We start from the raw sequence: 26,393 nt of genomic DNA on the forward strand, positions 1-26,393 counted from the left end.
TCAGGAAGGAAAAGGAGTACATCATGGCTAAAGGCATGCGGGTTAAACTGAATTATGAAGTCAGCCGCGATCCGGACACCGGCGCGGAGATCACCCGTTTAACCCCACCGGAAGTGACATGTCATCGTAACTATTTCTATCAGAAGTGTTTTTTTAACGATGGCAGCCATTTGCTGTTTGCCGGCGAGTTCGACGGCAACTGGAACTACTATCTGCTTGATCTCGCCAAATCCGAGGCGGTGCAGCTAACGGAAGGCGCCGGCGATAACACGTTTGGGGGCTTCCTTTCCCCGGATGATAAATCTCTTTATTACGTGAAGAACGACCGTACGCTGCTGGAGGTTAACCTCACCACCCTGCAAGAACGTGAAGTTTATCGCGTGGCCGATGACTGGGTGGGCTACGGCACCTGGGTGGCCAACAGCGATTGCACCAAACTGGTTGGCATTGAGATAGCCAAAAGCGACTGGACGCCGCTTAACGACTGGCAGATTTTCCACGATTTCTTCCACAAAGGCCCCCATTGCCGCCTGCTGCGCGTCGACCTGCAAACCGGCGAAAGCAGCGTGATCCACGAAGAGAAGAAATGGCTGGGCCATCCGATTTATCGTCCTTTCGATGACCATACCGTCGCCTTCTGCCATGAAGGGCCGCATGACCTGGTCGATGCGCGGATGTGGATGGTAAATGAAGACGGTAGCAACGTGCGTAAAGTTAAAGAGCATGCGGAAGGCGAAAGCTGCACCCATGAATTCTGGGTACCGAACGGCTCGGCGCTGGTGTACGTCTCATATCTGAAGGGGCAGCAGGGTCGCACGATCTATAGCTTCAACCCGGATACCGGCGTTAATGAAGCGGTAATGCAGATGCCGGCCTGTTCACATCTGATGAGTAACTTCGACGGCACATTGCTGGTGGGCGATGGCTCCGGTACGCCGGTGGACGTCAAAGATACCAGCGGCTACACCATTGATAACGACCCGTATCTCTACGCTTTCGATGTCGCGAAGCAGGCTTATTTCCGCGTCGCGCGTCACGATACGTCCTGGGCAACCGTGGCTAATAGCCGCCAGGTTACCCACCCGCACCCGTCCTTTACCCCGGACGACAGCGCCATTTTGTTCAGTTCCGATAAAGACGGTAAACCCGCCGTATATATCGCGAAACTGCCGCCGCAGCCCGAAATGCTGAAGGCATAGCGTTAGCCACTGTTTGAGTTAGTGTTTCTGTAACTGGCCTTGCCCTCCTTTTGGAGGGCTTTTTTATGCCCGGGCGTTTTCCCCGGATCGCGGTACCTGTCCCGGAGGCGGCGCAATGCGCCTGTCCGGGTTACATGATGTGCATATGGGGTAGCCCGGACAGGTGCGCAGCACCGCCTCCGGGAAGAGGAGTTAATACCAACAGAAAACCCCGGCTGACCGCTCCGGGGTAAACGATGAGGACATTTTTTAAGTTAGAACGAGTAGGCAACACCTACGCGGAAACGGGTCTGGCGATCGCTGCGATCGTTGACGCCGACGTTGCCGAGCTCACCGTACGGCGCCCAGTTTTTATCCAGCTTGTAGGCAACCTTGAGGTTGTACTCCTGAGAGTAAGGTTTATTGTCGTTGCGTTTAACCCCTTCGGTACTGCGCGCATAAACATAGTTCAGCTCGGCACGCCAGTCGCCGAACACGTAACCGGCCCACGCATCGCCACGGTTGACTTTATCATCCTCTTTCCCTGCATTCGCCGGGTAGCGGGTGTAGTCATAACGATAACGGGCAGCAACGTAGAAACCATTATCGAAGCTGTATTGCACGCGTAGATTCGGCTTGTAGATTGAGCGACTATCGTTACTTTCAATATTGAACCCCGGCGTGACCGAGAAGTTCTTGTTAGCCTTCCACTGCCAGCTAATGCTCTCTTCATGACCATTACCGACGAAATCAGAATAAGGCTGGCTGGTGTTATCGCCGCCCGACTTCCACTTCGCCTCAACGGAGAAGCCAAAGCCGTTAGCGAAACGATGGGAGACGGAGACGCGGTCGGCGTTGGTCTTATCCGTTTTGCCTCCATCAATGAATTCGTGACGTAAATCTACCGTGACTGCCGAAGCTGCGAAAGACATGCCACAGAGTGCAGCAAGGGCCAGAGATCTTGCGAACATAAATTACCCCTCATAATTAAAATATCGTTTCGTTTTTATAAAACCGCATTTTATTTTTTAGGCAATAATGTTTTAGTGATCGCGATCGTAATTATTTGTTTCAAAAAAGGTGGCACAAAAAGACGTGACAAAGCTCAACAAAATAGAGCGTTACAAAGGAATTTTCAGGAGGGAAATGCCTGGCGGTAAAAACAAAAAAGCCTCCATCGGGAGGCTCAGTTTACTCATATCAGAAAGGGCTTATTAACGTTCAACCGCCAGGGCCACGCCCTGACCGCCGCCGATGCACAGCGTGGCCAGCCCTTTGCGGGCATCGCGTTTAATCATCTCGTGCACCAGTGAAACCAGAATACGGCAGCCGGAAGCGCCAATGGGGTGGCCCAGCGCAATCGCGCCGCCGTTCACGTTCACCCGCCGCTCATCCCATTCCAGAACCCTGCCGACCGAAATAGCCTGAGCGGCAAAAGCCTCGTTGGCTTCGATAAGATCGACCTCATCCAGCTTCCAGCCCGCACGTTCCAGGCAGCGACGGGTGGCATGGACCGGCGCGATGCCCATCAACGCCGGATCGACGCCAACGCTGGCGAAGGCGCGGATGCGCGCCAGAATCGGCAGCCCCAGCTCCTCTGCTTTGGCTTCGCTCATCATCATTACCGCCGCCGCGCCATCGTTAATGCTTGAGGCATTCCCTGCGGTGACCGAGCCCTGCAGGTCAAAGGTCGGAAGCAGGCTGGCGAGCGCTTCAGCGCTGGGGTCAACGCGCGGTTGTTCATCGGTGTCCACCAGGCGGAGGGTACCGTTGAGTTCACTGGCTACCGGCACGATTTCATCGCGAAAACGACCGGAATCAATCGCCCGCCGCGCTTTATGCTGCGAGCTGAGCGCCCAGGCGTCCTGTAGTTCACGGCTAATATTGTACTCGCGCGCCAGATTCTCCGCCGTCACCCCCATATGATAATCATTGAACGCATCCCACAGGCCGTCGTGGACGAGGCTATCGATAAGCTGACTATTGCCCAACTGCGCGCCGGTACGGCTGTCGGTCAGCACGTGCGGAGCGCGGCTCATATTCTCCTGCCCGCCGGCGATAACCACATCCGCTTCGCCGCACTGAATCGCCTGCGTGGCCAGGTGCAGCGCCTTGAGCCCGGAACCGCATACATCATTAATGGTAATGGCAGAAACGGTATTGGGCAGCCCGCCGCGGATTGCCGACTGGCGCGCAGGATTCTGGCCGGTGCCCGCAGTCAGTACCTGGCCGAGGATCACTTCATCTATACTCTGGGGATCGACGCCGCTGCGCTCAACTAACGCCTTGACGACCACGCTGCCCAGCTCTACCGCGGAATGACGCGATAACGTGCCCTGAAAACAGCCGATGGGCGTTCGCAACGCGCCGACAATTACGACATCTTTCATCCTCTACCTCTGCTCCGCCTCTGCGCAAAGAAACAGCATCATAGTAGTGAATTGTTATCAAAAAATTTCGCAATTGTTTAAAAAAAGTGAGGAGAATCACAAAGATTGTGGGCGATTTTAGCGCTTGCGGCTGGCGACAACGCCATTGTTACGCATCGTGCAGGCATTGTTGGCAGGTGGCGCCTTACCTGCCTGACGAAAAGTAGCCCCGCGCAATCAATATCGGGCCAGCTAGCGGCACCGAAGCCCCGCAAGGTATCGGCCGCCGGGCGATGCGAAAATAATGGGCGCTATTCACGCCGATGCCCCTGCAGATGCTGACGCAGCCAGCTTCCCGCCTCTCCCGGCGGCGCCTTTTTATTCCACAGCAAATCGGTCGATATCACCCGCGGCCAACCGGCAATGTCCAGCGCCACCAGACTGCCGCTACCGGCAAACTCCTCCACCAGCGCGCTGGGCAAAATACACCATCCCAGCCCCTGAGCCGCCATGCTGAACAGCAGAAGATAGTTAGGCGCCGACCATACCAGCCCGCGTGCCGGTTCCGTCGTGTTTTCCAGATAGGTGCTCAGGCGCAGCTCGCGCCAGCTAAACAGCTCGTCACGGGTCACCCTGCCCTGGGCCGCCAGCGGATGCCGGGGAGCCACGTAAATAGCCATTTCGGTTTGCATCGGCAGCCGGATGCTGCCGATTTCTGTCGGGTAGTTATCTCTGGCCTCAATCAGCCCCACCTGCGCCCGCTCCTTTTGTAGCAGGTCGATAACATCGTCATCTTCGCCAATCAGGCACTCAAATTCGGTATGCGGAAAATGGCGATCGAACTGCGCCAGCAGATCTTCCAGCACATCGGGATGCAGCGTATCGGAGAGCACAAAGGTCAGACGCGCTTCCGTCTTACCGGACAGCGAAATTGCCAGCTCATCAAGCCTGTCGCTGGCCGCCAGAATCGCTTTCACGTAGCTGAGCACCTGCTCGCCCTGCGGCGTCAGCGCGGGCTGCCTGGCGGTACGATCGAACAACGTCACCCCCAGATCGGCTTCCAGGTTGGCGATCGCGGTGCTGATGGTGGACTGGCTTTTGCGCAGCCGCCGCGCCGCGGCAGAAAATGAACCGCAGGCGACGGCTTCGACGAAAGCGGTTAAAGCTTCGGGAGAATAGCGCATGAACTATCTACTTTATCGATGGATACTATCTTTTGTTTATCATATTTATCCATAAAATGCCGGGTAATTTCTTATAAAGTCCGGAGGCAACAAGCCATGCAACAAGTTAACGCCCAGCGCAAAACGCTGACGGAACGGGTTATCCACGCTATCAGCTTTGAAGGTCTGGCGACGCTGATCCTCGCCCCTACCGCCGCGTGGCTTATGCAGCGCTCGGTCGTGGAAATGGGCGGACTGAGTATCCTGCTCGCCACGCTGGCGATGGTCTGGAACATTATCTATAACGCCCTATTCGACCGCCTGTGGCCGACCTCCCGGGTCGTGCGGAACCTGCGGGTCCGCGCGCTGCACGCTCTCGGCTTCGAGTCAGGCTTTATTATTATTGGCGTCACGATGGTCGCGCTGGTACTGGGCGTCTCGCTGATGCAGGCATTTATGCTGGAAATTGGCTTTATGCTGTTTTTCCTTCCCTACACCATGGCGTTTAACTGGGCCTGGGATATGCTGCGCGAACGCGTCATAAAGGTTCGCCAGCAGCGAATCGCCGCCCGCCAGTAATTTTTGCAACGCGCCCGGCCGGTAACGGGCGCTCTGCGGCTTCACTTCTTCGCCAGAAACTATCGCCCCAGCTCATCCATAAATGTGATAAATTGCACTCCTTTTTGTTCGTTTTCTGGTTGATAAAGTCGCATAATGTCTAAAATTTGGTCTAAAGAAGAAACTCTGTGGAGTTTCGCCTTATATGGCACTGCTGTAGGCGCTGGCACGTTATTCTTGCCGATCCAACTGGGATCCGCTGGCGCCATCGTTCTGTTCATCACCGCGCTGGTCGCCTGGCCGCTGACCTACTGGCCGCATAAAGCGCTGAGCCAGTTCATTCTTTCCGCTAACATCGCTCCGGGCGCGGGGATCACCGGCGCCGTTAATCACTATTACGGTAAAAAGATCGGCAGCCTGATCACCGGTCTCTATTTCCTCGCCTTTTTCGTGGTCGTGCTGATTTACGCCGTCGCCATCACCAACTCGCTTGCGGAACAGCTTGCCAGACACGTGCCCATCACTTCGCAAATACGCGCGCTTCTCAGTCTGGGCGTGGTGCTGGTGCTGAATCTGATCTTTTTAATGGGCCGCCACGTCACGATTAAAGTCATGGGCTTTTTGGTCTTTCCGCTGATCGCCTGTTTCCTGTTTCTCTCCATCTATTTAATGGGCAGCTGGCAGCCAGCCTACCTGACCAGCCAGATGCAGCTGTCTTCGCACACGTTCCACCAAATCTGGATCTCTATTCCCGTGATGGTTTTCGCTTTTAGCCATACGCCGATCATTTCGACTTTTGCTATCGATCAGCAGGAGAAATACGGCGAGCAGGCCATGGGTAAATGCAAAAAAATCATGAAGGTGGCCTACACCCTCATCTGCGCCAGCGTGCTGTTTTTCGTCTTCAGCTGCCTGCTGTCGATACCGGCTACCTATATTCAAACCGCGCGTGATGAAGGGGTCACGATTCTTTCCGCGCTGTCGATGATGCCGGGTTCACCGGCGTGGCTGGCGGTCACTGGGATTATTGTGGCGGTGGTAGCGATGTCGAAATCGTTCCTCGGCACCTATTTTGGCGTGATTGAAGGCGCCAGCGAAATGGTCAAAACCGCTCTCGCCCAGGCGGGGATTCGTAAAAGCCGCGCGTTCAATCGGGCGATGTCGATCCTGCTGGTCTCGACGCTGACCTTCGCGGTGTGCTTTATCAATCCCAACGCCATCTCAATGATTTATGCGATCAGCGGCCCGCTTATTGCGATGATCCTGTTCATCATGCCCACCCTGTCCACGTATCTTATTCCGGCGCTGAAGCCTTACCGTTCAGTGGGTAACTTCATCACCCTGGTGGTCGGTTTGCTCTGCGTATCGGTGATGTTTTTTAGCTAGTCCCTGACGTGCGGCTAATTCTTTATTCGCCGCACGTTCTGCCAATATTCTCATCCCACCACTCTCCCTGACGGCATACACTTATCCTTTGCATACAATGAAAGCGAGGATGGCTATGTCCAGCGTAAAATTATCCGGTACCGCGACGTTAGGCGATCGTCAGGTTTATCGCCTGGGATACGGGGCGATGCAGCTTGCGGGACCCGGCGTCTTCGGTCCGCCAAAAGATCCGCAAACCGCTATCCGCGTCCTGCAGGAAGCGGTCGAGTCGGGAGTTAATCATATCGATACCTCCGATTTTTACGGCCCCCACATCACTAATCAGCTTATTCGCCAGGCGCTGCATCCCTACCCCGACGATCTGTGTATCGTGACCAAAGTCAGCGCCCGCCGGGACGATAAAGGCAACTGGCTACCCGCCATGTCGCCCGCGGAACTCACTCAGGCGGTAGAGGATAATCTGCGCAATCTGGGTCTCGACGTGCTGGAGGTGGTGAATCTGCGCAGTATGCTCGGCACTCACGGCCCGGTTGAGGGGTCGCTGGAAGGGCCTTTAACCACCCTGCTGGAGCTGAAAGAACGCGGACTGATTCGCCATATCGGACTGAGTAACGTCACCGCCAGACAGGTAAGCGATGCGCAAAAAATGACGCCTGTCGCCTGCGTTCAGAACCAGTACAACGTAGCAAACCGTCAGGATGACCCGCTTATTGACGAGCTGGCGGCGCAGAATATCGCCTGGGTCCCTTTTTTCCCGCTGGGCGGCTTTACCCCGCTCCAGGCCCGGGAGCTTAATGAAGTTGCCGCTTCGCTGGATGCCACGCCGATGCAGGTAGCGCTGGCCTGGCTGCTCCAGCGCTCGCCAAATATTCTGCTTATTCCGGGCACCTCTTCGCTACAGCACCTGCACGAAAATCTTGCCGCCGCGGAATTAACCCTTCCGGCCGATGCGTTAGACATTCTGGATAACCTCCAGCCTCACGCCTGATTCTCAGGCTTCTGCCAATGGATATTCGCAGAAGCCTGCTCCTCAATATTTGCCTGGAATTACCTTTACGCCACTGGCACTATACATCCTACAATTAGGTGTTATCTGCATTATTCCTTCACGGATAACCCCTATGCAAAGCATAGCTTTATCCTTTTCCGACTGGCCTCCTAAATGGAGGCTTCTGTCGTTTTTGTCTCGCCAAACTTTTTGAACTCTTGATTACAGGAAAAACAATATCGCATTCAAAGTTTATACAAATCAATTTAGCTGCAAAGATAGCTAACAACATCAAACGCTCATAAAAACATCTGGTTAACACAATCAGAATGTTTGTATTGCCATATAAAAAATCAACCACACAATAACAATTTACAAGGATTTCACATGACAGAGGGAACGATAAAGACGAGTAAGTATGAAATCATTGCTATTTTCAGGGAAGAGCTTCGAAAGCAGGCGGAGATAGAAGTTTTTGTTAATAACAAAAGCACGATAACCCAGCTGACGCGGGTGGATTTTGCCGAGTTTCATATCACCACCACCTGCAAAATCCCCGCCGGGCATAAAGTTAAATTTATTCTGCATAGCGATTCAGGGAAAATCGAATTTTGCTCTACGCTAAAGAAAATCTATGCCAGCAGCGAAGGGAAAGGCAATAAAGTCGCGTTTACCCTGCCTGAATGTATCCAGGTGGTCCAGCGCCGCCGCGATCCCCGATTCCGTCTGCGCCACGAGCATGAATTCTTCTGTCACGGCAGGCACAAAAATGGAGAAAATTATCTTTTCGAAATCAAAGACATTTCGGATGGCGGCTGCGCGCTGATGACCCAAAGCCCTAATCTGAAATTCCTCAGCCATAACGCCATTCTCAAGAATGCGATCCTCGCCCTCGCCGAATATGGCGAAGTTACCGTAGATTTAGTCATAAAAAACGTTGTCATGGTGACTTTAGATGATAACGAGAAGCCGGACAGCTACTACCAGATTTCTTGTCAGTTTAAATTTCGTAACCTCGATAACAAGAAGAGAATTGAGAAAGTGCTGCTCGACTTGATTATGGAAGCCAAAAGAAAAAAGAGAGTCTGAACCCTTGGACAGTATATTACTCTACACTGATGACAATATCATTGGACAAGCCATTCACGATTATATGATCGATCGCGCCAGGCGCATCACGACCCTGAACTTTCAGGATATTGTCAAAGGTATCTGCGCCCCACCGACCGCGACGGTCATTATCAATATCATTCACAAAGATATCTCTGCGGCCACCACGGTCGCATTACTCAACACTCTACGAAAGCGCCTGACGCACTGCGCGCTGCTGGTGCTGATTGTAAAAAGCGAGCTCTCCAGCCTGTTTCGGGAACTGATTGATATGGACAACCTTATGATTCTTACAGAAAAATCTTCTTTGTCAGACTATTCAGCTATCCTCAGCAAACCCTTGACCGCCGAAGGCTGCCAGGCGTTATGCACCCAACGCAGGCTGACCGCCAGGGAGCTTCAGGTACTGGAGTTAATCATCGCCTGCAACAACAGCAAACGAATCGCAGCGCTCCTTGATATTGACCACAAAACGGTACACAGCCACCGGGTACATATTATGAAAAAATTGGGAATGAATAGCTCACGAATAATGCATAAAAGCATAGTCAATATGTATCACTGCTGAGACTAAAAATATGTGGGTGACCAATCAAAAGCCGATCATTTATTGGCAATCAGCCTTTAATAATCATTCCCATTGGCAGAAAGGTCACCTATAATAATATTACCCTCTCCTGACCTCTGACCCCATTTTGACGAGAGATAATGAACGCAACTCTGTTTACCAGCCATAATCTATCACGTAGCGATATATCCGTGCGTTATGTCTTTCAAAAGATGTTTTCCCCAAAAGGCACGCTCGTCGCCGTTGAATGCCTGAGTCGTTTTGACCGCCTGGCGATATCTCCGGAAAACTTCTTCCGCTATGCCAATACTGGTTTACGTGAAAGCATTTTTATGGAACAACTGGCGCTTATCGAAAAACATAAACAGTGGTTTAATAAAAACGGCATCTCGGCAACCATCAATGTTGATGACCATATTCTTAGCGTATTGCTAAGGCCGGAGATTAAAACGCTGGTCGACCATATCGGCTGCGTTCATTTTGAAGTTACCGAGAACTCCAACAAATTATTGAATAATGCTCTCGCCGCCTGGAATGATCCGCAAAGCACCACGCTCTGGCTCGATGATTTCGGTTCAGGCAACGCGGGTATTAGCGCTATTTGCGGTTATCACTTTGATTATGTCAAAATCGATAAAGATTTTTTCTGGCATTTAATGCATAAAGAGTTTGGTCGGCCATTAATGGATGCGCTGGTCACGTTCCTTTCCCGTAACCACCATAACGTGATTATTGAGGGCGTAGAAAGCGAAGCGCATAAGAAATGGTTACAGGGTATGGAGTGGTTTGCTATTCAGGGCCATTACTGGCAGGAAGTCAGCATTGAACAACTGATCCAGGAAGAGATCGCGGTTTAAAAAAATGCCGGAAAATTCCGGCATCAATATTATCCCTCGGGCCATCCCACCGGCGACTCAATTATAAACCAGCTCCCAGGTCGCCCAGCTGGTCAACGGACCGCTGGTGGCTTTTTCCGGCGCTGGCGTCACGTAGCCAATGTAATAAGTAAATACGCCGCCATCTACCGCCTTTTCTACCAGCGGTACGCGGTTTTGTTGAGGATCGGCCGGAACAATTTTATTGCTTTTATCCAACGTATTATTGTCGTTGGTTGAGAGCGCGAGGAAGATATGGCTGGCCCCGTCCGCTCGCGTATTCGCCAGATAACCGGCATTTTCATTGCTGACCGCCTTGACCATATATCCATCAACCCAGCGTACGCTGACCAGGCGGATCTCATCTTTATCGGCCGCGCCGCCGTCGTACCGTAGCTGGCAGTTAGAGAGTTCCAGGGTAAAGGGCTGCGGTTTCATAAATGCGCCGGCGCCGCGATCGTGTACTTCCGCCAGACTGACCGGCGCCAGCCAGACGCTGCCGCTCCCCGCGTTGTGACCGCCGTTGAGCGCAACGCTACAGGAAATATCGGTCACTCGTCCGGCAAAATCCACCCGCCCGCGATCGTAATTGGTTTCGAAACCCCACGCCGTTGAGGCCATCAGCGCCCCGCTTATCAGGGTCAGCTGAATGAGTCGTTTGCTAATTTTGAATCGTGCTGCATCACTCATACCCGCCTCCCGAATTAATCGTACGTCAGGTTAAAGATCATGTGCGACTCCACCTCACCGGTACTGGTGGTCGGCGCATATTGATAGAAACGCGCATGCAGAGGCAGGGTGATATAGCGGGTCTCCTGCGTGCGCAGCGTACCGACGCTGTACTTTTTGTTGAACTCCAGCGGCACGCCATCTTTCAAAACCTGAATACCAATCCCTTTCGCCAGCGAGCTACCGGATTTTTCATTCAGCAGCGCGCCTCGGGCGTTCGTGGTGCCGGTCGCCAGCGTACCGGAAAATGAGGTCTGGATATTGGCATACCCCGACTCGCTTAATCCGCCGCTGCACTGCAGCTCAATATTAAAATCCTTACCTCCGGCGGTAGTGCCGACGCCGTTAAGATCGCTGCGCTTAATGGTGCCAACATCAACGTTCATATTTTTGCCGCTCAAGATAGTGCATGAGGGCGACACCACGGTGATCGCGTTGGCGCTCAGGTACGTCACCAGAATCGGGTTGTTACCGTTCTCCCAGTCATAAGAGGTATATTTCCCCGCCGCCAGAGTACCGCTCCCGGTCACGCTGGCAGTTTTAATCACTTCCAGCGTAAAGCGTGAGCCTTCCAGCGAGTAATTCGTGGTCCTGCTGGCGTAGCTCGAGTAAACATCCGGGTAGATAATATTCACCGTCGCCCCGCCGCGGCTAAAGCGCAGGCCGATACCGGGCACGTTGGTAGAGTAAATTTTATTTCCCAGATCCGTCGCGCCGGTGGAAACGATTTTGGCCGCAAAGCGGTTATTGCCGCTGCTGCAGCTATAGCTGGCCCCGCCCGGCGCCGACATAGTCCAGTTACGGGAAACGATCACCGATCCTACCGGCAGGTCCGGTGGAACCACCACCCTCCCCACCACCATGTCGAGGTTAACGGTCGGCTGCGACAGACGCGTACAGTACGCCCATGCCGACGTGGTTCCCATTGCCATTAAGCCAATAAAAAGCGTCAGTTTTTTCATTAGCGACATAGCGTTTCCTTTGTTTTTTGCTGACTTAACTCTACCGAACACTGTCCACCGCTCCATTTGACCGTAGCCTGCGGCGCGCTGGCGTCGCTGATAAACATCATGCTGCCCTGGCCCACCACGCCAATCTCTTTCCCGGATGGGGCATATATCGTGGCGGCGAACGGTAACGGCAGGCCGTTTGCCTGGCGCGCCTGCAGAGTGATGTTGTTCTGCACCGTGGTATCGAAAGAGACCTTAACCACGCTCCCTTCCCACGGCACGACCTGCGCCACGGTACTGCCGAAGGCGACGTCGTCGCTGCTGCCTTTGGGATCAATTTCAACCGAGTTAATCCGGTAAGGCCGCAGATACGGCAGGATGGCATAGCCGTTGCTGTCGATGCGGGTCCCCGGCGAACCGGGCAGCATCGCGCCTGCGGCATCTTTTGCTTCAATCAGCGCCATCGTGGTGCCGCTTTCCGGCGAGAACACGACGCCATGCCGATGAGCAATTAGCGTTCCGCTGGCGCCCACGCCGCTCTGGCGATACCCTTCGCCCTGGCTATAGCTGCCGTTCAGCGTGGTCCACGGGGTACGGTAGCTGCCGTTCAGCGCCACGTCGTGCTGGCCGCCGGTCGAGGTCGTTGTCGACACGCCGTAGTTGAGGTTATTTTCGCTATCCAGCGAACCGTTGACCCCAATCTGCGAGCTGGCGAAGCGCGAGTTATTAAACGAGGTGTTTGACGTCAGGTTAGCCGTACGGTTTTCGCCGAACCACAGCGGGTAGCTAAAGTTGAGTGAAACGCGATCGTCACGACGGTGGCCGGAGCTATCCGGGGTATAGACGCGCTGGGCGCTGACCGACCACGAGAGCCGACCGTACATATTGTTGTAACTAAATTGATACTGCTTCTCCGTTCCCGAACGGTTCCAGTAATCCGCCACCCGACCGCTAAGGTAAAAACCGCCCCAGCCGTCCGGCAGGTTCTGGTTAACGGTAAACGTCATCCCGTTTTTCTGCCGCCATACGGTGTAGCTGCTGCGGTGGTTCTTTTCCTGATCGACGGCGTACAGCGCGTCGTTCAGGTTGTAGTAGCCTTTGGTGGAGTAGCGATACGCCGCCAGCACGATACTGGTCTGGGTTTCGGTAAACATACGGTTAAAGGTGGCGCGATAGCTCTGCCCCTGCTCATCAAGGGTATCGCTCTTCAGCCGCGAGTGGGTAACGTCGAAGGAGAGCGCGCCGATGCCGGTATTCATCCCGGTTCCCAGCAGGAAGGCCTGATAGTCATCAAAGCCGGTGACGCCAGTATAGCCGGTGAACAGGTTATTCAAACCGTGCTGAAAGGTTCCCTGGTAAAGCATCGGTTTATTACGCAGGGAACTATCGTCGACCTTACCGGCAGAAAGCGCATAGCGGGTCATTCCCGGACGCAGCAGCTGCGCCACTGAGGCGTAAGGCACGCTGAACACCTCAACCGAACCGTCGGCCTCTTTTACCGATACTTCAAGATCGCTACCGTAGCCGGAAGGATAGACATCCTGCAGGGTAAACGGCCCCGGCGGTACCGTGGTCTGATAGATAATATTGCTGCCCTGGCGCACCGTCACCAGGGCATTGCTTTGCGCTACGCCGCGAATTTCGGGAGCGTAAGAGCGCATGCCGTCCGGGAACATATTGTCATCGGTCGCCAGGTTGACCCCGCGCAGGCCAATCGTGTCGAAGAACTCGCCGCTGGTAAAAATCTGCCCGCCGCTGACTATCGAATTAATCTGCGGAACAGGACGCTGCAGCCAGGTCTGGTTGCTGTTCCAGTGAGCTTTCCCCTGCTGCTGCTGCCAGTTCAGGTTACCGATATGCTTGAGCAGCCAGCCGTCCCACGACAGGCCCGCGTTAACGCCAAGGTACGCGCTGCTGTTATCAGAGCCGTTGTTCGACGACGTGTGGCTATTCCAGGCGTTCGCCATCCAGCCTAAATTCAGCGCCGCAACGCCTTTATCCCAGAACTCCGGGCTGACAAAGTTTTTCAGGCGCTGATCTTCATAGATTTGCGGTACGGAAATATCCAGTCGCAGAGAGGACTGAATCAGCGTGTCTTTAACATTATCTTCGTTACGCCACTCCTGCAGGCGTCCGCAGAATCCCTCTTTTTCGCTGAGCTGCGGGTTAAACTTTTCCGGCGAGATCCCGTACTGCATCAGCATCGCTTTGGTGTAGCAGACGCCCATTTTGCCATCTTTACCGGCAGTGATTTTCAGGTCGTAGCGCCCTTTCCATTCGCCGTTGGTATACACATCGAGGGAATAGACGCCCTCGCTGATAGCGCTGGTCGAGAAGCGCGACAGGTCGACCTTTTCGCGACTACCGACGATAAAACCATCGTTAAACTGATAGACCGTTCCCGGGTTTTCCTGTCCGCTGGAAAATGGCGGCAAGCAGCACAGCGCAACCGCAATCGCCGTGCTTAATCTTCCCGGGCAGATTGACCTCTGCTTCATGATCGTTTCCCTTATTTGACGGTAACTTTCACTGCGACGTCTGCGCCATAATCATTAATATTGTTAACGGTCAGGGTCTCACCTTTGCTCACCGCAGAAGAGAGGGCGATGGTCTGACTGGACTGCGGGGCAAGCATGACCGTTTTGCTATTCAGCGCTTTGCCGCCGTTACGGGAGATACGGCTTACGGTGATATAAAAGGGCGTTGGATTACCGATCGACAGGCTGCTGCCGTTAGCGGAGAGCGCTAATTTGTCTGCCGCCGCGTCGCGATTGCCTAAACCGGCAGGACGATAAATAAACTTAAAGCGCGAACGAATCGCCAGCTGCAGAATATTCTGTCCTTCATTTTTCTGGCTGGCCTCGACCGGCGGTATTTCCAGAAGATTCAGCCACCATAGCGTCTCTTTATCTTTAGCCAGTCCCGCATTGCTGCCGAGCTTAATACGCAGGGTCTGGCCGCTTTTCGCATCAACGCGGGAAATAGGCGGCGTGATAATAAATGGTGTGGTAATGGTATCCGGCGTCGCATCGGCATTACCGTTGTCCAGCCAGGCCTGCGCCAGCGCCGGACGGTCGGCGGTGTTAGAGAGCTGCACCGTTATTTCTTTTTCATTTCCTGGGTAAATAAAACGGGTGCCGTTAACAATAATATTGTTGGCATGGGCCGCAAAACTAAAAATGAAACAGAAAAAAAGGGCAATACGCTTCATGCTGACCTCAGAATAAAAAATAAGCGGCAGCAGTGGCCGCTTTATTATTGTTGTATACCCTGAATAATTCGAATTGCAGAAAGGCGGCAAGAGCGTGACAAATGCGTTCCCGACGAATTTGTCCAGCCGAAGGCTGGCCTTCGCTGAGAGGCAGGAGCCTCTCATTAATCCCCGGGAGCTTCCTCCAGTAAGTGACTGGGATGAGCGAGCGTCGCCAGCGCCTGTGCTATTCGAAAGATTGCGGATATAAACCGCCCCGGCACGAGGCGGCTTTATCTCTCAGTCGATATTACTGATAAGTAATTTCGTAAGTCGCGTAGCTGTTAACTACACCGGTGGTGACAGTCGTCGGGGTGCTGGTAGCGTAGCCAACGTAGTAAGTGAAGCGCGCGCCGTCCTGAACGGCAGAAGCATCGCCGGTCGCTTTAGGCTGGGTGGCATCACCCGGGATGATTTTGTTGGTCAGCGCGGTCGCGTTGTCGGTGGACAGAACCAGCTGGATATTCTGCGCGCCAGCGGCTTCGGTGTTCGCCAGGTAGCCCTGCTGCTTAGCAGTAGCGCCGGCCAGCAGGTTACCGCCAGTCCAGTTCACGCCCAGTTTGCTCACATCGTCCTGTTTGGTACCGTCAGCGGCCTGGCAGTCAGACACATCGATAGTGAAAGATTTCGGTTTCAGATAGGTATCCGCAGCGGCGGCTTTAACTTCAGTTAAAGTCACCGGTGACAGATAAACGTTTGCATCGCTGCCCTGGCCATTTACGGAAACAGTACAAGATACATCGGTAACTTTACCGAAGAAATTAACCTGACCGCCGCCTACATTGGTATCAGCAGCATTTGCTGCAGCCATACCAAAAAACGCAGTCGCCATTGCAGCAGAGAGAAGAACCTTTTTCATTGCCATTTCCTTGTCAGAGTGAATTAAGTATCGATGAGCAAACAGTTAATTCGCACAAAAGTCAGAAGCGATTTGCGATGCTCACTTGTGCAACTGTTAATAGAAACTTCGACTGACCGGAAGCCGCAATATTTAAGGCGTCAGGAACGAATTCTAATAAAGAAATCGTCAAGGCTGTCGGCGTCAAAGAATGCTATTTTTCGCTGACAAATATACATATGTTCACGAGCTGTTAATCAATGTAACAGATAGCTGACAACTATTAATGATTCAGGATTGATAGCAAGAAACAAAGTTATTGTTATTTACACGGAAGGGGAAAAGACGATATAGAATTAACAATATAGCAACCTATATTGGCATAAAAACTATTCCCCCCCCTGTCAGAACACTCTTAATCACTCGCTGATCGGGTATTTTTCGCCAGCTGAAAATGCTGATGTAGCGCTCGCCATCCTGCTGACGTAATCGTCACTTCGCGGAATCCCGGGGTAGTGGTAAACCAGCCTTTCTGCAGACCGTGCTGCAGCAGCGCCGCGCCTGCCGCCCCCCCGAGATGAAAGCGACGTTCGCTCCAGTCCAGGCAGCCGCAGCACGCTTTGCGCCGGGAGCCGCTCTTCGTCATTATCCCCAGGCGCGCAAACTGCGCTTCGCCGACGGGCGTCAGAGCAGTGCCATCAGGCGCTATCCACGCTTCGCGCAGCAGAAAATCATACAGTGATACCGCCACTTCGCCGGCCAGATGATCGTAACAGGTACGCGCGACGCGTAAATTAACCGGCGTTGCGGTGGACAGCGCCACCGCACGCTTGCCAGCCATGGTCATCATATTTTCCAGCAATCCGGCAACATCGCTACCGGCGAGGCGGTAGTAGCGATGGCGGCCCTGGGCAAGGCACATCAGCAAACCGCTGCTGACCAGCCGGCTAAGATGCGCGCTGGCGGTGGAGGGGGAAATGTCGGCCACGGTGGAAAGCTCGGTAGCCGTCCACGCCCGGCCATCCATCAAGGCGCAAAGTATCTTCAACCGCGAGGCATCCGCCATTGCCGACGCCACTGCCGCCATCGCCAGGGCCAGCGATTCATCGTCTTCAATCCGCTCAACAGGTTTTAACATAGCGCCTCGCTTATTTTCCCAACGGCAAACTGCCGCCATAATACGTTAATCGGCATGTTGAGAACGATATTCGCGCAGCACCCGGGCAACCCGAATTTGATAGCAGGCGAAGATGCTCTCCCGTCCCTCTTTCTGCGCAGCCTGATGGCAAAGGTTGCGCCTCCACGCCAGTACCGCATCCTCATCCCGCCACCAGGAGAGCGACAGAATTTTGCCTGCCGCAGTCAGGCTTTGAAAACGCTCAATGGCAATAAAACCGTCAATATCGCTCAGCAGCGGCTTCAGCTCTGCCGCCAGCCTTAAGTAGCGCTCCTGGCTCGCCGGGGTAACCTCAGCTTCAAAGAGTACTGCAATCATACCGTCGTCCTCACGCAATCAGTGTGAAGGCCAGGATATCTTCTTTGCCGGGCTCAATGCTTCGCTGATGGGCGAAGTATGATGGCTTTTATTGCGCAAAAAACGCCCTACATATTCACAAAAGCAATAGTTAATAACCTGAAGAAAGCCAATCGCGCCTCTTTTGAAACTATTTTCTAAGGCCTGAAACAGGTCTCAAAAGAGAGCATCCATATGTTTTTATTGGAAATAAAAAAACAAAATCAGGTAATTCATCATCATACTGTCACAAAAGTGTGATCTAAATCGCACTTTTTGCAACGCGCGTTATAGTTAGCAGACTTATTATAAGTCCATCGAAAGCAACCACGCTTTCCACCATAAAAGTTAAAAGGATAAACACCATGAAAAACGTAAAATTACTTGCCGCTGCCGGTATGCTGTCTCTGGTCTCTTTTGCTAGCTTCGCTCAGCCTGTTAGCGTAACCGCAGATACTCTGGACAACGCCGAAGCCAAAATCGCTGCCATTGCTAAAGACCAGGGTGAGTCTTACCACATTACCGAAGCTTATACCGGTAACCAGGTACATATGACCGCCGAGCTGTCTAAATAACCGAATGGTTGCAGAGGGAGCTGCCGGACAGGTCGCCTGAAGGCGGCTGGTCTGGCTCCCGCCACATAATAAGCACCCAGCAATGTCGAGCCCCTTGATGGGGCTTTTTTTGTTTTTGGCGAACAGTGAACCCGCAGCCCGGTTTGTGGGTTCACCGCCGTCTGCGGTGCAGTAGCCCGGACAGATGCGCAGCATCGCCTCCGGGAAATTTGGCCACTCTGCGCGCTGCCCCCGTGGGCGGCGCTTGACGCGCCTTGCCCGGGCTACAGGTTCATCGCCGTCTGCGAGCCGGTAACCCCACTATTCACCGCCGCCTGCAGGTCTGGTCGCCCGGACAGATGCGCAGCATCGCCTCCGGGATTTACCGACCCGCTACAGCTCTCTTATTCGATAATGCGCGCTGAATCGACAGCACGCTGAATAGCACAATCACCAATCCTGCCAGCGCCAGCCCCTCAATTTTTTGTCCGAGGAAAACCCAGCCTAATAGTACCGCTGTCACCGGACTCAGCAGGCTCATTGCCGATACCGCTACCGGAGAAAGACGGCCAATACCGCGGAACCAGAGGCCATACGCCAGCATTGCTCCGGCAACGCACAGCCACAAATAACCCGCCGCCTGAGTCAGCGTTACCTGATGCAGCGGCGGATCGACCAATAACGCAATCGGCGCCAGTACAATACCGCCAATCAGCAGCTGCCAGCCTGTCAGGGCAATAACCGGCAAGGCGATCGCCCAGCGCCGCGACAGCCAGGTCCCAAGCGCCATACTCATCGCCCCCAGAAACGCCGCGCCGATCCCAAGCGGATCGAGCGTCATTTGCGGCGATAGCAGCAACATAGCCATTCCCACGATCCCCGTCATTGCTGATAGCACCGCGAGCCAGGGCGATCGCTGACGATCGACGCACCATGCCAGCAGCATCACCAGCAGCGGCTGGATAGCGCCAATCACCGCCGCCAGTCCGCCCGGCAGCCGATAAGCGGCAATAAACAGCAGCGCCTGGAACGCGCCGATATTCAGGATCCCGGTGACAATCAGTTTCCACCACTCGCCGCGCAGCGGGAGGCGGCGGCTCCAGATCAGCAGGGCGATCCCGGCCGGCAGCACCCGCAGCAGCGCGGCGATAAACGGTCTATCGGGCGGCAGGAACTGCGAGGTGACAATATAGGTGCTGCCCCAGATGGCGGGCGCCAGCGCGGTTAAGAATAGATCTACAACAAGGTTGCGCGAAACAAAGGCCATGATTTTATCTTCATATCAAGGTAAATTATGGCCTAAGTATGTATCGATATTTATCTTGATATCAAGACAAGAGGGCATTAATGGACAAATCACCGCAGACCGACGCCGTGGATCGCATTCTTGAACAGTGGAAACGGGAACGCCCCGATCTCGATTGCACTCCAATGGGACCGTTCGGTCGTCTGAAGCGCTGCGCGCTGCTGCTGGAACCGCGTATTGAAGCGGCTTTTCTTCGCCATGATTTAGTGCGCTGGGAGTTTGACATGCTGGCGACTTTGCGACGGGCGGGCGATCCGTTCGTGCTGTCGCCAACCCAGCTCTTTTCAACGTTAATGATCACCTCCGGCACCATGACCCATCGTCTTAAGGCGCTGGAAAAACGAGGGTTTATTCGCCGACTGCCAAACCCGGACGATGCGCGCAGCATGCTGGTCGCGCTGACGCCTGAGGGGCGGAAGTTAATCGACAGGGCGGTAGAGAGCCACGTGGAAAATGAGCGGCAGCTGCTGGATGGCCTTTCTGCGGGGCAGCGCCAGCAGCTTGATGAAGCGCTGACGGTGTTTATGCGTCTGCTGGAAAAAGAGTAATACCACTCTGCTTTGACAGGGTGCTCATACTGCTGCCGGCTCACCTTTGATGACGCATCACCGTTATTTCCCCGGAGGCGATGCTACGCATCTGTCCGGGCTGCGGTTACCCATTACCGAGCGGAAAAGGGCGATCCTGCACGACCGTCTTCATGACCAATGTCGAACGTAAATGCTGCACGCCGGGCATTGCGGAGAGTTTATCATCGTACAGCTTCTGGAAGGCCGGAAGATCGCGCGTCACCACATGCATCAGATAGTCCGGATCGCCAAACAGACGCTGCGCCAGCACGATTTGCGGGATCTCTTCGACCGCTTCCTCAAACGCGCTTACCGCTTTTTTGTCCCCCTCTTTTAGCGTCGCGAAGACGATGGCCAAAAAGTTGAAGCCCATTTTGGCCGGATCAAGGTTGGCCCGATAACCGGTAATCACCCCCTCCTGCTCCAGCGTGCGCAGCCGGCGATGACAGGGCGAAAGACTGAGATTCACCCGTTCGGCCAGCTCGGTTATCGATAGTCGCCCGTCGGCCTGCAGCTCAGCAAGAATTTTTCGATCGATGCTATCCATTTGGAATATTTTCCCTCAGATTCCCCTTCCAGAGCATAACATTGAAAGCTCATTGCGCAATAAACCCGATATTCTTTTCCTCAAATAATCGCCGCTTTACGAGGGAAAACGATGAGAAACTGCCATCAACACGCAGGGGTGCGCTGGCCATGGAAATGAGCTTTATCGCCAGCTTTTGGCTGGTTTCCTTTCTGCTGATCATCACGCCGGGGGCTGACTGGGCCTACACCATCAGCGCAGGGATCAACGGTCGGCGCGTGATACCCGCCGTCGCCGGACTAATGTCCGGTCACCTGCTGGCCACGCTGATCGTCGTCGCCGGAATCGGCGTGTTAATCGCCGGCCACCCGCTGGCGCTATCGACGATTACCCTGCTGGGCGCGGGCTATCTGATGTGGCTGGGGATCGCTATTTTGCGCCATCCGCCAACGCCAGGCACACAGCAATACAGCGCGGATAGCTGGAATCGCTGGGCGATTAAGGGGCTATGCATTAGCGGCCTCAATCCAAAAGTCTTTCTTCTGTTTCTGGCCCTGCTGCCGCAGTTTACCGACCCCCAGGGAAGCTGGTCGGTCGCGCAGCAGATGTCGGCGCTGGGCGGTATTCACCTTATCACCTGCACGCTGGTCTATTTACTGGTCGGCTACGGCGCCAAAGCGCTGTTAGCGACCCGGCCTCAAATCGCGCAAAAGGTCAGCATCGCTTCGGGGGTGATGATGGTCGCCATAGCCGCCCTGCTGTTTCTGGAGCAGCTGAGGTAGCCTGCCATATAAGGCGCGAGCGCGTGTCCTGTTCGCGCCACGGCATTATTACGGCAAAAACGCATTGCTGTACGGTTATTTTGCATTCGTCATCACCCCACTCTAAATTAGCCAATGCGCATCTCTCGCTTCCTTATCAGCCAGATTTTTTGGCTACGCAACCCTCCGATATACCCCCCTCTTAGCGGCAGTTAAGGTTTATCTCATATGAAATAAAACAATTCTTAACGCTCCCCACAATTGTTGCGCTTCCTGTTTTCCCTATTCATAAGATGGTTTTTGCAGTATGGTTAACATTATTAGAAGTTATATACTGCTGCCTACCCAGTTAAGGAGAAAAAGAATGAGCAGGATATGGGCCCTACCCCAAACCGCAACGCCGAATATATATATAAAAATAAGAACTGCCTGTCCAAAAGAAGTCATATCGCTTAAATATTGCCAGCAGCAGCAATAAATAATGCACATGCAGCCGAATCTTATCATTATCTTATGATGGCCAAATAGTGCGCTCGCCGGCTGTATAATAAAGGGAACTCAATGAAAAGCAATGCTATTTTAAAAAAAAGGAACTTCCTGACTCACAATGAAATAGAGTCATTGCTCAAAGCGGCCAACAGTGGTGCACATGCCACGCGCAATTATTGCCTGACATTATTGTGTTTTATTCACGGATTACGCGCCAGTGAAATATGCCGCCTGCAAATTTCCGATATCGACCTTAGTTCTAAATGTATCTATATTCACCGGCTTAAGAATGGATTTTCGACAACGCATCCTTTGCTAAATAAAGAAATCCGCGCATTAAAAAACTGGCTACAGGTCCGCGCCTCGTACCCGCAGTCCGACAGCGAATGGTTATTTCTCTCACGAAAAGGTAATCCTTTGTCTCGCCAGCAGTTTTATCAGATTATTTCCGCCTCTGGTGATAATGCCGGGCTATCGCTCGAAATTCATCCGCATATGCTCCGTCATTCATGCGGCTTCGCCCTGGCCAACATGGGCATTGATACCCGCCTTATCCAGGACTACCTGGGCCACCGCAACATTCGCCATACCGTATGGTATACCGCCAGTAACGCTGGCCGTTTCTATGGTATCTGGGACGAAAGCAGAGACAGACAGCGGAGCCCTGTTCTGCCGTAATGCTCGATGCCAGGGAGGGCGTCAAAATAACCGTCAGGCAGCGGTAAACATTAAAAAAAATTAACCATGCGGTGTTTATGATTATTGTTCCGGCAAGTTCACAGCGCAACGATGATTTATCTTATTACCCCCGGGCATGGCCCTGCATATAAATGCGTCAACGCCCTTCCGTTTAAAATAGCCGCAATCATGCTTTTTTCCTTTTAATTTTATGCACCTGAAAAAGAACCGCGGCCCAGAGGTTGTCGCCATCAATAAAATCTATAAGAATAAGATTTATCATCTGTAATATTCTGCCCCACAGCCGCTACAATGTCATTATTCAACTATGCTTAAGCCCCTTCGTATAATACGCGATTAACCTTGCGGATTATTTGTGAGCGCCCCCTGCGGTCCGCAGGGTCGTGTTAATTTTCAAGATCATATCAGGAGTTATTTATTGTGAACCGACGTCGTTTTCTTACTGGTAAAGAAGTTCAGGCGATGATGCTGGCAGCCCGCCACGGGCAAACGGGAGAGCGGGATTACTGTCTAATCCTGCTCGCTTTTCGTCATGGTATGCGCATTAGCGAATTACTCGATCTGCACTACCCCGACCTCGATCTTGTCGAAGGCCGCATCAATATTCGACGGCTGAAGAATGGATTCTCGACCGTACATCCTCTGATGGTCGATGAATGTGACGCTATCAGGCGCTGGAGTCAGGTACGCGGCGCCTGGAAAGGCGCGCAAAAAACCGATGCGCTGTTTATATCGCGACGCGGTACGCCGCTTTCGCGTCAGCAGGCCTACCGCATCATCCGCACCGCTGGCGTAGACGCTGGTACGGCTACCCATACTCACCCGCATATGCTGCGCCATGCCTGCGGTTACGAACTGGCGGAGAGAGGGGCCGACACCCGCCTTATTCAGGACTATCTCGGCCATCGAAACATTCGCCATACCGTACGCTATACGGCCAGCAACGCCGCGCGATTCGCCGGACTCTGGGAGCGCAACAACCTGATGGAGTGGAATTTACAAAATCAGAGAATGGAAAATAAGTGTTTGATAAATAAAGGGAAATAACTTACCGAACAGGTCAATTGGGGCCAAACTGTGTGCATCATAAAAATATTCAGTAACCTTTTGCAACCATCGAATGCATCAAACAGGGGGTAAAAGCCAATATCACTTTGATTAACAATGTTTTTTTATTTTTAATCTTTTCCAGAAACGTCCTTCTTTCCGCTGCCCATCCTTCCCGGCCACGCGTTGCCGATAGCCATCCATGGCTTATCAAGTCTTAACGATATCGATTTTTATGTCGTTAAAAATAATAAAACAGATTAAAAAACCAAATAAAAACTCAAATCATCATAATTTCAGTCAATTACGTCAACGAGTCAAAATGGCCCCAAATGTCTCATTTTTTGGGTGAAAAACATGCAGAACCGCAGCCGAATATATCGGCTGAAATATGAAATACCTGGAGGTCATGATGACGGCCAGATCGGTTCGTAATCCCGATATTGTTCAAAGGAAAACAACATGAAAATCAAATCACTGGCAATCGTTGTTCTGTCAGCCCTGTCTCTGAGCTCCGCGGCGGCGCTGGCCGACACCACGGTAAATGGCGGCACGGTGCATTTTAAAGGGGAAGTCGTCAACGCAGCCTGCGCCATTGACGCGGGTTCAATCGATCAAACCGTTCCAATGGGCCAGGTACGTTCGGCGAAACTGGCGACTGCGGGCAGCACCAGCACGGCTGTCGGCTTCAATATCCAGCTGAACGATTGTGACACCACCGTTGCCACCAAGGCCTCCGTCGCCTTCACCGGCACCGCGATTGACAGCACCAACACCACCGTACTGGCGCTGCAAAGCTCGGCGGCAGGCAGCGCGACTAACGTCGGCGTGCAGATCCTTGACCGTACCGGTACGCCGCTGGCGCTGGATGGCGCAACCTTCGGCGCAGCTTCCACCCTGAACGATGGCACCAACATCATTCCGTTCCAGGCTCGCTACTACGCGACTGCCGCTGCCACTGCCGGTACCGCTAACGCTGACGCCACCTTTAAAGTGCAGTACCAGTAATTTTTTCATCAGGCAGGGACGCGCGCCGGGCCAGGAAGGCCCGTTATCCATAACGGAATTCGGGTGATAACGATGCAAAGGATGAAGTCAGGTCTGTTGATATTTTTGCTCCCGCCGCTGGCGCTGGCCGGTAACCAGTGGAACGTCACGCTGCCCGGCGGAAACATGCGCTTTCAGGGGATCATTATTGCCGAGTCCTGCCGCGTTGAAGCGGGCGACCGGCAGATGACGGTCAACATGGGGCAGATCAGCAGCAATCGGTTTCATTCGGCCGGAGAAGACACCAATCCCGTCCCCTTCGATATCCACCTGCAGGAGTGCAGTACCGCCGTCAGCCAGCGCGTTGGCGTGGCCTTTCACGGCGTCGCCGATGGTAAAAACCCGGACGTGCTCTCAGTGGGCGAAGGACCGGGGATAGCGACCGGCGTGGGCGTCGCTCTGTTTGATAAAGACGACCAGCCAATCCCACTGAACGGCCCTCCCGCCGCCTGGACAAGATTGTATACCGGGCCAACCACATTGCATTTTGTAGCGAAATACCGGGCAACAGGGCATCAGGTCACCGGAGGCGCGGCCAACGCTCAGGCCTGGTTCTCCCTGACCTACCAGTAATTAATCAGCAAACGAACCGAAAACAGGAAACGACGGTGACGATAAAAGGGGTAAACGTGAGAACAACACTGGCGATAACGCGCGGTTTACTGGCGGGAGCGCTGATGATAGCCGCCATGGGATTTACCGCTCGCGCCGAGGCTGGCGTGGCGCTGGGGGCGACCCGCGTCATCTATCCTGCCGGGCAAAAGCAGGTTCAGCTGGCGGTCACCAACAACGACGAAAAGAGCACTTATTTGATTCAGTCATGGGTGGAGAATGCCGACGGCGCGAAGGACGGCCGCTTTGTCATCACCCCGCCGCTGTTCGCCATGCAGGGAAAAAAAGAGAATACCCTGCGCATCATTGATGCCACCAGCAACCAGCTGCCGCAGGATCGGGAAACGCTGTTCTGGATGAACGTCAAAGCGATCCCGTCGATGGATAAATCAAAGCTCAGCGACAACACTCTCCAGCTGGCGATCATCAGCCGCATCAAGCTCTATTACCGTCCGGCAAAGCTGGCGCTGCCGCCGGATCAGGCTGCGGAAAAGCTGAAATTTCGCCGCGGCGCAGGCACGCTTACGTTGATCAACCCCACCCCCTACTACCTGACGGTCACCGAACTCAACGCCGGTACCCGGGTGCTGGAAAATGCGCTGGTTCCGCCGATGGGTGAAGCCAGCGTTAAATTACCCGCCGATGCAGGTCGCGAGATTACATACCGGACGATTAACGACTACGGCGCGCTGACCCCGCGGATGCAGGGCGCTACGCAATAACTGACGGGAGACCGCGTTCTCCCGGAAATAAAAATAAGAACTGACAGCCGGGCGACTTTGGACCGGAGGGACTATGTCACATCTGAAATATGGACTCGACGATCTGGGCTCCGGACGTAAAAGCAGCCACGGGCCGGGGAATGCGCGCGCTTTCGCTCAAATCACGCTGGCTCTGTTACTTGCGGCACCGATCTTTTCCGTGCAGGCGGAGCTCTATTTTAATCCACGTTTTTTAGCGGATGACCCTGCCGCCGTGGCGGACTTATCAGGATTTGCCAACGGCGAGGAGGTCCCTCCGGGAACCTATCGCGTCGATATTTACCTCAATGACGGGTTTATGACTACCCGCGATGTCACTTTTAATAGTAGCGAAAGCGATCGCTCGCTGGTCCCCTGCCTGACGCGCGGGCAGCTGGCCGGGATGGGCGTCAACACGACATCCATTAAAGGGATCGGCGCTCTGGCATCCGATGCCTGCGTACCATTAACCGAAACCATCAAGGACGCCACTACCCGCTTCGATGTCGGCCTGCAGCGGCTGTACCTGACCGTACCCCAGGCGTTTATGGGCAACCGCGCCCGCGGC

The 26,393-nt window shown here is 53.7% G+C and carries 28 protein-coding genes; 16 read left to right on the plus strand and 12 right to left on the minus strand.

Annotation, left to right across the window (positions count from 1 at the left end):
* Positions 1-23: 23 nt before the first annotated feature.
* Positions 24-1,199 (plus strand): oligogalacturonate lyase family protein, encoded by a 1,176-nt coding sequence (locus ABLV75_RS21930; RefSeq protein WP_049129055.1) that lies wholly within the window; start codon positions 24-26, stop codon positions 1,197-1,199.
* A gap of 254 nt (positions 1,200-1,453) precedes the next feature.
* On the opposite strand, the gene ABLV75_RS21935 is transcribed toward ABLV75_RS21930, so the two are convergent.
* The 3 genes from ABLV75_RS21935 to ABLV75_RS21945 all read right to left on the minus strand — a co-directional run bounded on the left by ABLV75_RS21935 (position 1,454) and on the right by ABLV75_RS21945 (position 4,731).
* On the minus strand, positions 1,454-2,149 hold the full coding sequence (locus tag ABLV75_RS21935) for a porin (RefSeq protein ID WP_004105324.1): 696 nt from the start codon (positions 2,147-2,149) through the stop codon (positions 1,454-1,456).
* Positions 2,150-2,392: 243 nt separating this feature from the next.
* Complete coding sequence (locus tag ABLV75_RS21940; RefSeq protein ID WP_016808901.1) at positions 2,393-3,568, minus strand: acetyl-CoA C-acetyltransferase; 1,176 nt, start codon at positions 3,566-3,568, stop codon at positions 2,393-2,395.
* A gap of 290 nt (positions 3,569-3,858) precedes the next feature.
* Entirely contained in the window at positions 3,859-4,731 is an 873-nt protein-coding gene (locus ABLV75_RS21945) for a LysR family transcriptional regulator (protein ID WP_004105330.1), read from the minus strand.
* A gap of 96 nt (positions 4,732-4,827) precedes the next feature.
* Here ABLV75_RS21945 and ABLV75_RS21950 point away from each other — a divergent pair, with 96 nt between their 5' ends.
* The 6 genes from ABLV75_RS21950 (at position 4,828) to ABLV75_RS21975 (ending at position 10,177) form a co-directional block, all read left to right on the plus strand.
* Positions 4,828-5,289, plus strand: a complete 462-nt coding sequence (locus ABLV75_RS21950; protein ID WP_348855152.1) for a multidrug/biocide efflux PACE transporter — start codon at positions 4,828-4,830, stop codon at positions 5,287-5,289.
* Between the two features lie 135 nt (positions 5,290-5,424).
* Positions 5,425-6,654, plus strand: a complete 1,230-nt coding sequence (locus ABLV75_RS21955) for an amino acid permease (RefSeq protein ID WP_004105334.1) — start codon at positions 5,425-5,427, stop codon at positions 6,652-6,654.
* Between the two features lie 115 nt (positions 6,655-6,769).
* Positions 6,770-7,642: an aldo/keto reductase family oxidoreductase gene (locus ABLV75_RS21960; RefSeq protein ID WP_348855154.1), complete on the plus strand. Its 873-nt coding sequence runs from the start codon at positions 6,770-6,772 to the stop codon at positions 7,640-7,642.
* A gap of 387 nt (positions 7,643-8,029) precedes the next feature.
* The gene (locus ABLV75_RS21965) at positions 8,030-8,731 is read left to right on the plus strand and encodes a hypothetical protein (RefSeq protein WP_004105340.1); all 702 of its coding nucleotides are present in this window, start codon (positions 8,030-8,032) and stop codon (positions 8,729-8,731) included.
* Between the two features lie 4 nt (positions 8,732-8,735).
* Entirely contained in the window at positions 8,736-9,320 is a 585-nt protein-coding gene (locus ABLV75_RS21970) for a helix-turn-helix transcriptional regulator (RefSeq protein WP_024274662.1), read from the plus strand.
* 140 nt (positions 9,321-9,460) lie between these two features.
* Positions 9,461-10,177: an EAL domain-containing protein gene (locus ABLV75_RS21975; RefSeq protein WP_064370284.1), complete on the plus strand. Its 717-nt coding sequence runs from the start codon at positions 9,461-9,463 to the stop codon at positions 10,175-10,177.
* A 57-nt stretch (positions 10,178-10,234) separates the two neighbouring features.
* On the opposite strand, the gene ABLV75_RS21980 is transcribed toward ABLV75_RS21975, so the two are convergent.
* The 7 genes from ABLV75_RS21980 to ABLV75_RS22010 all read right to left on the minus strand — a co-directional run bounded on the left by ABLV75_RS21980 (position 10,235) and on the right by ABLV75_RS22010 (position 17,457).
* Positions 10,235-10,885 (minus strand): type 1 fimbrial protein, encoded by a 651-nt coding sequence (locus ABLV75_RS21980; protein WP_004115158.1) that lies wholly within the window; start codon positions 10,883-10,885, stop codon positions 10,235-10,237.
* 14 nt (positions 10,886-10,899) lie between these two features.
* The gene (locus ABLV75_RS21985) at positions 10,900-11,895 is read right to left on the minus strand and encodes a fimbrial protein (RefSeq protein WP_004105348.1); all 996 of its coding nucleotides are present in this window, start codon (positions 11,893-11,895) and stop codon (positions 10,900-10,902) included.
* Entirely contained in the window at positions 11,886-14,372 is a 2,487-nt protein-coding gene (locus ABLV75_RS21990) for a fimbria/pilus outer membrane usher protein (RefSeq protein WP_004105350.1), read from the minus strand. The genes ABLV75_RS21985 and ABLV75_RS21990 overlap by 10 nt, the downstream gene beginning before the upstream one ends.
* Before the next feature lie 11 nt (positions 14,373-14,383).
* The gene (locus ABLV75_RS21995; RefSeq protein ID WP_004105352.1) at positions 14,384-15,085 is read right to left on the minus strand and encodes a molecular chaperone; all 702 of its coding nucleotides are present in this window, start codon (positions 15,083-15,085) and stop codon (positions 14,384-14,386) included.
* A gap of 289 nt (positions 15,086-15,374) precedes the next feature.
* Positions 15,375-15,983: a type 3 fimbria major subunit MrkA gene (gene mrkA, locus ABLV75_RS22000; RefSeq protein WP_004105354.1), complete on the minus strand. Its 609-nt coding sequence runs from the start codon at positions 15,981-15,983 to the stop codon at positions 15,375-15,377.
* A 394-nt stretch (positions 15,984-16,377) separates the two neighbouring features.
* Complete coding sequence (locus ABLV75_RS22005; protein WP_004105356.1) at positions 16,378-17,100, minus strand: winged helix-turn-helix domain-containing protein; 723 nt, start codon at positions 17,098-17,100, stop codon at positions 16,378-16,380.
* Between the two features lie 45 nt (positions 17,101-17,145).
* The gene (locus ABLV75_RS22010) at positions 17,146-17,457 is read right to left on the minus strand and encodes an antibiotic biosynthesis monooxygenase (RefSeq protein ID WP_004105358.1); all 312 of its coding nucleotides are present in this window, start codon (positions 17,455-17,457) and stop codon (positions 17,146-17,148) included.
* Between the two features lie 383 nt (positions 17,458-17,840).
* Between ABLV75_RS22010 and ABLV75_RS22015 the strand changes: the two genes are divergently transcribed.
* The gene (locus tag ABLV75_RS22015; RefSeq protein ID WP_004105360.1) at positions 17,841-18,050 is read left to right on the plus strand and encodes a YdgH/BhsA/McbA-like domain containing protein; all 210 of its coding nucleotides are present in this window, start codon (positions 17,841-17,843) and stop codon (positions 18,048-18,050) included.
* 361 nt (positions 18,051-18,411) lie between these two features.
* On the opposite strand, the gene ABLV75_RS22020 is transcribed toward ABLV75_RS22015, so the two are convergent.
* Positions 18,412-19,296: an EamA family transporter gene (locus ABLV75_RS22020; protein WP_004105362.1), complete on the minus strand. Its 885-nt coding sequence runs from the start codon at positions 19,294-19,296 to the stop codon at positions 18,412-18,414.
* Between the two features lie 80 nt (positions 19,297-19,376).
* Between ABLV75_RS22020 and ABLV75_RS22025 the strand changes: the two genes are divergently transcribed.
* Positions 19,377-19,883, plus strand: a complete 507-nt coding sequence (locus ABLV75_RS22025; protein WP_004105364.1) for a MarR family transcriptional regulator — start codon at positions 19,377-19,379, stop codon at positions 19,881-19,883.
* A 106-nt stretch (positions 19,884-19,989) separates the two neighbouring features.
* Here the strand turns inward: ABLV75_RS22025 and ABLV75_RS22030 are convergent, their stop codons facing one another.
* Positions 19,990-20,451, minus strand: a complete 462-nt coding sequence (locus ABLV75_RS22030; RefSeq protein ID WP_004105365.1) for an Lrp/AsnC family transcriptional regulator — start codon at positions 20,449-20,451, stop codon at positions 19,990-19,992.
* A gap of 149 nt (positions 20,452-20,600) precedes the next feature.
* On the opposite strand from ABLV75_RS22030, the gene ABLV75_RS22035 reads away from it, so the two are divergent.
* The 7 genes from ABLV75_RS22035 to ABLV75_RS22065 form a co-directional block, all read left to right on the plus strand.
* Entirely contained in the window at positions 20,601-21,212 is a 612-nt protein-coding gene (locus ABLV75_RS22035) for a LysE family translocator (protein ID WP_004105367.1), read from the plus strand.
* 540 nt (positions 21,213-21,752) lie between these two features.
* Positions 21,753-22,358, plus strand: a complete 606-nt coding sequence (locus ABLV75_RS22040) for a tyrosine-type DNA invertase (RefSeq protein ID WP_004105369.1) — start codon at positions 21,753-21,755, stop codon at positions 22,356-22,358.
* A 441-nt stretch (positions 22,359-22,799) separates the two neighbouring features.
* Positions 22,800-23,426, plus strand: coding sequence for a tyrosine-type DNA invertase (locus ABLV75_RS22045; RefSeq protein WP_004105371.1), 627 nt, complete (start codon positions 22,800-22,802; stop codon positions 23,424-23,426).
* Between the two features lie 462 nt (positions 23,427-23,888).
* Positions 23,889-24,434 (plus strand): type 1 fimbrial major subunit FimA, encoded by a 546-nt coding sequence (gene fimA, locus ABLV75_RS22050; protein ID WP_004105373.1) that lies wholly within the window; start codon positions 23,889-23,891, stop codon positions 24,432-24,434.
* A gap of 72 nt (positions 24,435-24,506) precedes the next feature.
* Complete coding sequence (locus ABLV75_RS22055; RefSeq protein WP_004105374.1) at positions 24,507-25,046, plus strand: fimbrial protein; 540 nt, start codon at positions 24,507-24,509, stop codon at positions 25,044-25,046.
* 35 nt (positions 25,047-25,081) lie between these two features.
* A complete protein-coding gene (locus ABLV75_RS22060; RefSeq protein WP_004105375.1) occupies positions 25,082-25,807 on the plus strand; it encodes a fimbria/pilus periplasmic chaperone in 726 nt (241 codons plus the stop codon).
* A gap of 73 nt (positions 25,808-25,880) precedes the next feature.
* The coding region (locus ABLV75_RS22065) for a FimD/PapC N-terminal domain-containing protein (protein WP_032734463.1) at positions 25,881-26,393 on the plus strand (513 nt) is incomplete at its 3' end.

Source organism: Klebsiella sp. CN_Kp066 (assembly GCF_040065135.1).
GTDB lineage: Bacteria > Pseudomonadota > Gammaproteobacteria > Enterobacterales > Enterobacteriaceae > Klebsiella > Klebsiella oxytoca.

What these genes read in the sequence shown, in the direction of transcription:
- ABLV75_RS21930 (WP_049129055.1), top strand. Translation starts at nt 24, where the DNA reads ATGGCTAAAGGCATGCGGGTTAAACTGAATTATGAAGTCAGCCGCGAT.
- ABLV75_RS21935 (WP_004105324.1), bottom strand. Translation starts at nt 2,149, where the DNA reads ATGTTCGCAAGATCTCTGGCCCTTGCTGCACTCTGTGGCATGTCTTTC.
- ABLV75_RS21940 (WP_016808901.1), bottom strand. Translation starts at nt 3,568, where the DNA reads ATGAAAGATGTCGTAATTGTCGGCGCGTTGCGAACGCCCATCGGCTGT.
- ABLV75_RS21945 (WP_004105330.1), bottom strand. Translation starts at nt 4,731, where the DNA reads ATGCGCTATTCTCCCGAAGCTTTAACCGCTTTCGTCGAAGCCGTCGCC.
- ABLV75_RS21950 (WP_348855152.1), top strand. Translation starts at nt 4,828, where the DNA reads ATGCAACAAGTTAACGCCCAGCGCAAAACGCTGACGGAACGGGTTATC.
- ABLV75_RS21955 (WP_004105334.1), top strand. Translation starts at nt 5,425, where the DNA reads ATGTCTAAAATTTGGTCTAAAGAAGAAACTCTGTGGAGTTTCGCCTTA.
- ABLV75_RS21960 (WP_348855154.1), top strand. Translation starts at nt 6,770, where the DNA reads ATGTCCAGCGTAAAATTATCCGGTACCGCGACGTTAGGCGATCGTCAG.
- ABLV75_RS21965 (WP_004105340.1), top strand. Translation starts at nt 8,030, where the DNA reads ATGACAGAGGGAACGATAAAGACGAGTAAGTATGAAATCATTGCTATT.
- ABLV75_RS21975 (WP_064370284.1), top strand. Translation starts at nt 9,461, where the DNA reads ATGAACGCAACTCTGTTTACCAGCCATAATCTATCACGTAGCGATATA.
- ABLV75_RS21980 (WP_004115158.1), bottom strand. Translation starts at nt 10,885, where the DNA reads ATGAGTGATGCAGCACGATTCAAAATTAGCAAACGACTCATTCAGCTG.
- ABLV75_RS21985 (WP_004105348.1), bottom strand. Translation starts at nt 11,895, where the DNA reads ATGTCGCTAATGAAAAAACTGACGCTTTTTATTGGCTTAATGGCAATG.
- ABLV75_RS21990 (WP_004105350.1), bottom strand. Translation starts at nt 14,372, where the DNA reads ATGAAGCAGAGGTCAATCTGCCCGGGAAGATTAAGCACGGCGATTGCG.
- ABLV75_RS21995 (WP_004105352.1), bottom strand. Translation starts at nt 15,085, where the DNA reads ATGAAGCGTATTGCCCTTTTTTTCTGTTTCATTTTTAGTTTTGCGGCC.
- mrkA (WP_004105354.1), bottom strand. Translation starts at nt 15,983, where the DNA reads ATGAAAAAGGTTCTTCTCTCTGCTGCAATGGCGACTGCGTTTTTTGGT.
- ABLV75_RS22005 (WP_004105356.1), bottom strand. Translation starts at nt 17,100, where the DNA reads ATGTTAAAACCTGTTGAGCGGATTGAAGACGATGAATCGCTGGCCCTG.
- ABLV75_RS22010 (WP_004105358.1), bottom strand. Translation starts at nt 17,457, where the DNA reads ATGATTGCAGTACTCTTTGAAGCTGAGGTTACCCCGGCGAGCCAGGAG.
- ABLV75_RS22015 (WP_004105360.1), top strand. Translation starts at nt 17,841, where the DNA reads ATGAAAAACGTAAAATTACTTGCCGCTGCCGGTATGCTGTCTCTGGTC.
- ABLV75_RS22020 (WP_004105362.1), bottom strand. Translation starts at nt 19,296, where the DNA reads ATGGCCTTTGTTTCGCGCAACCTTGTTGTAGATCTATTCTTAACCGCG.
- ABLV75_RS22025 (WP_004105364.1), top strand. Translation starts at nt 19,377, where the DNA reads ATGGACAAATCACCGCAGACCGACGCCGTGGATCGCATTCTTGAACAG.
- ABLV75_RS22030 (WP_004105365.1), bottom strand. Translation starts at nt 20,451, where the DNA reads ATGGATAGCATCGATCGAAAAATTCTTGCTGAGCTGCAGGCCGACGGG.
- ABLV75_RS22035 (WP_004105367.1), top strand. Translation starts at nt 20,601, where the DNA reads ATGGAAATGAGCTTTATCGCCAGCTTTTGGCTGGTTTCCTTTCTGCTG.
- ABLV75_RS22040 (WP_004105369.1), top strand. Translation starts at nt 21,753, where the DNA reads ATGAAAAGCAATGCTATTTTAAAAAAAAGGAACTTCCTGACTCACAAT.
- fimA (WP_004105373.1), top strand. Translation starts at nt 23,889, where the DNA reads ATGAAAATCAAATCACTGGCAATCGTTGTTCTGTCAGCCCTGTCTCTG.
- ABLV75_RS22055 (WP_004105374.1), top strand. Translation starts at nt 24,507, where the DNA reads ATGCAAAGGATGAAGTCAGGTCTGTTGATATTTTTGCTCCCGCCGCTG.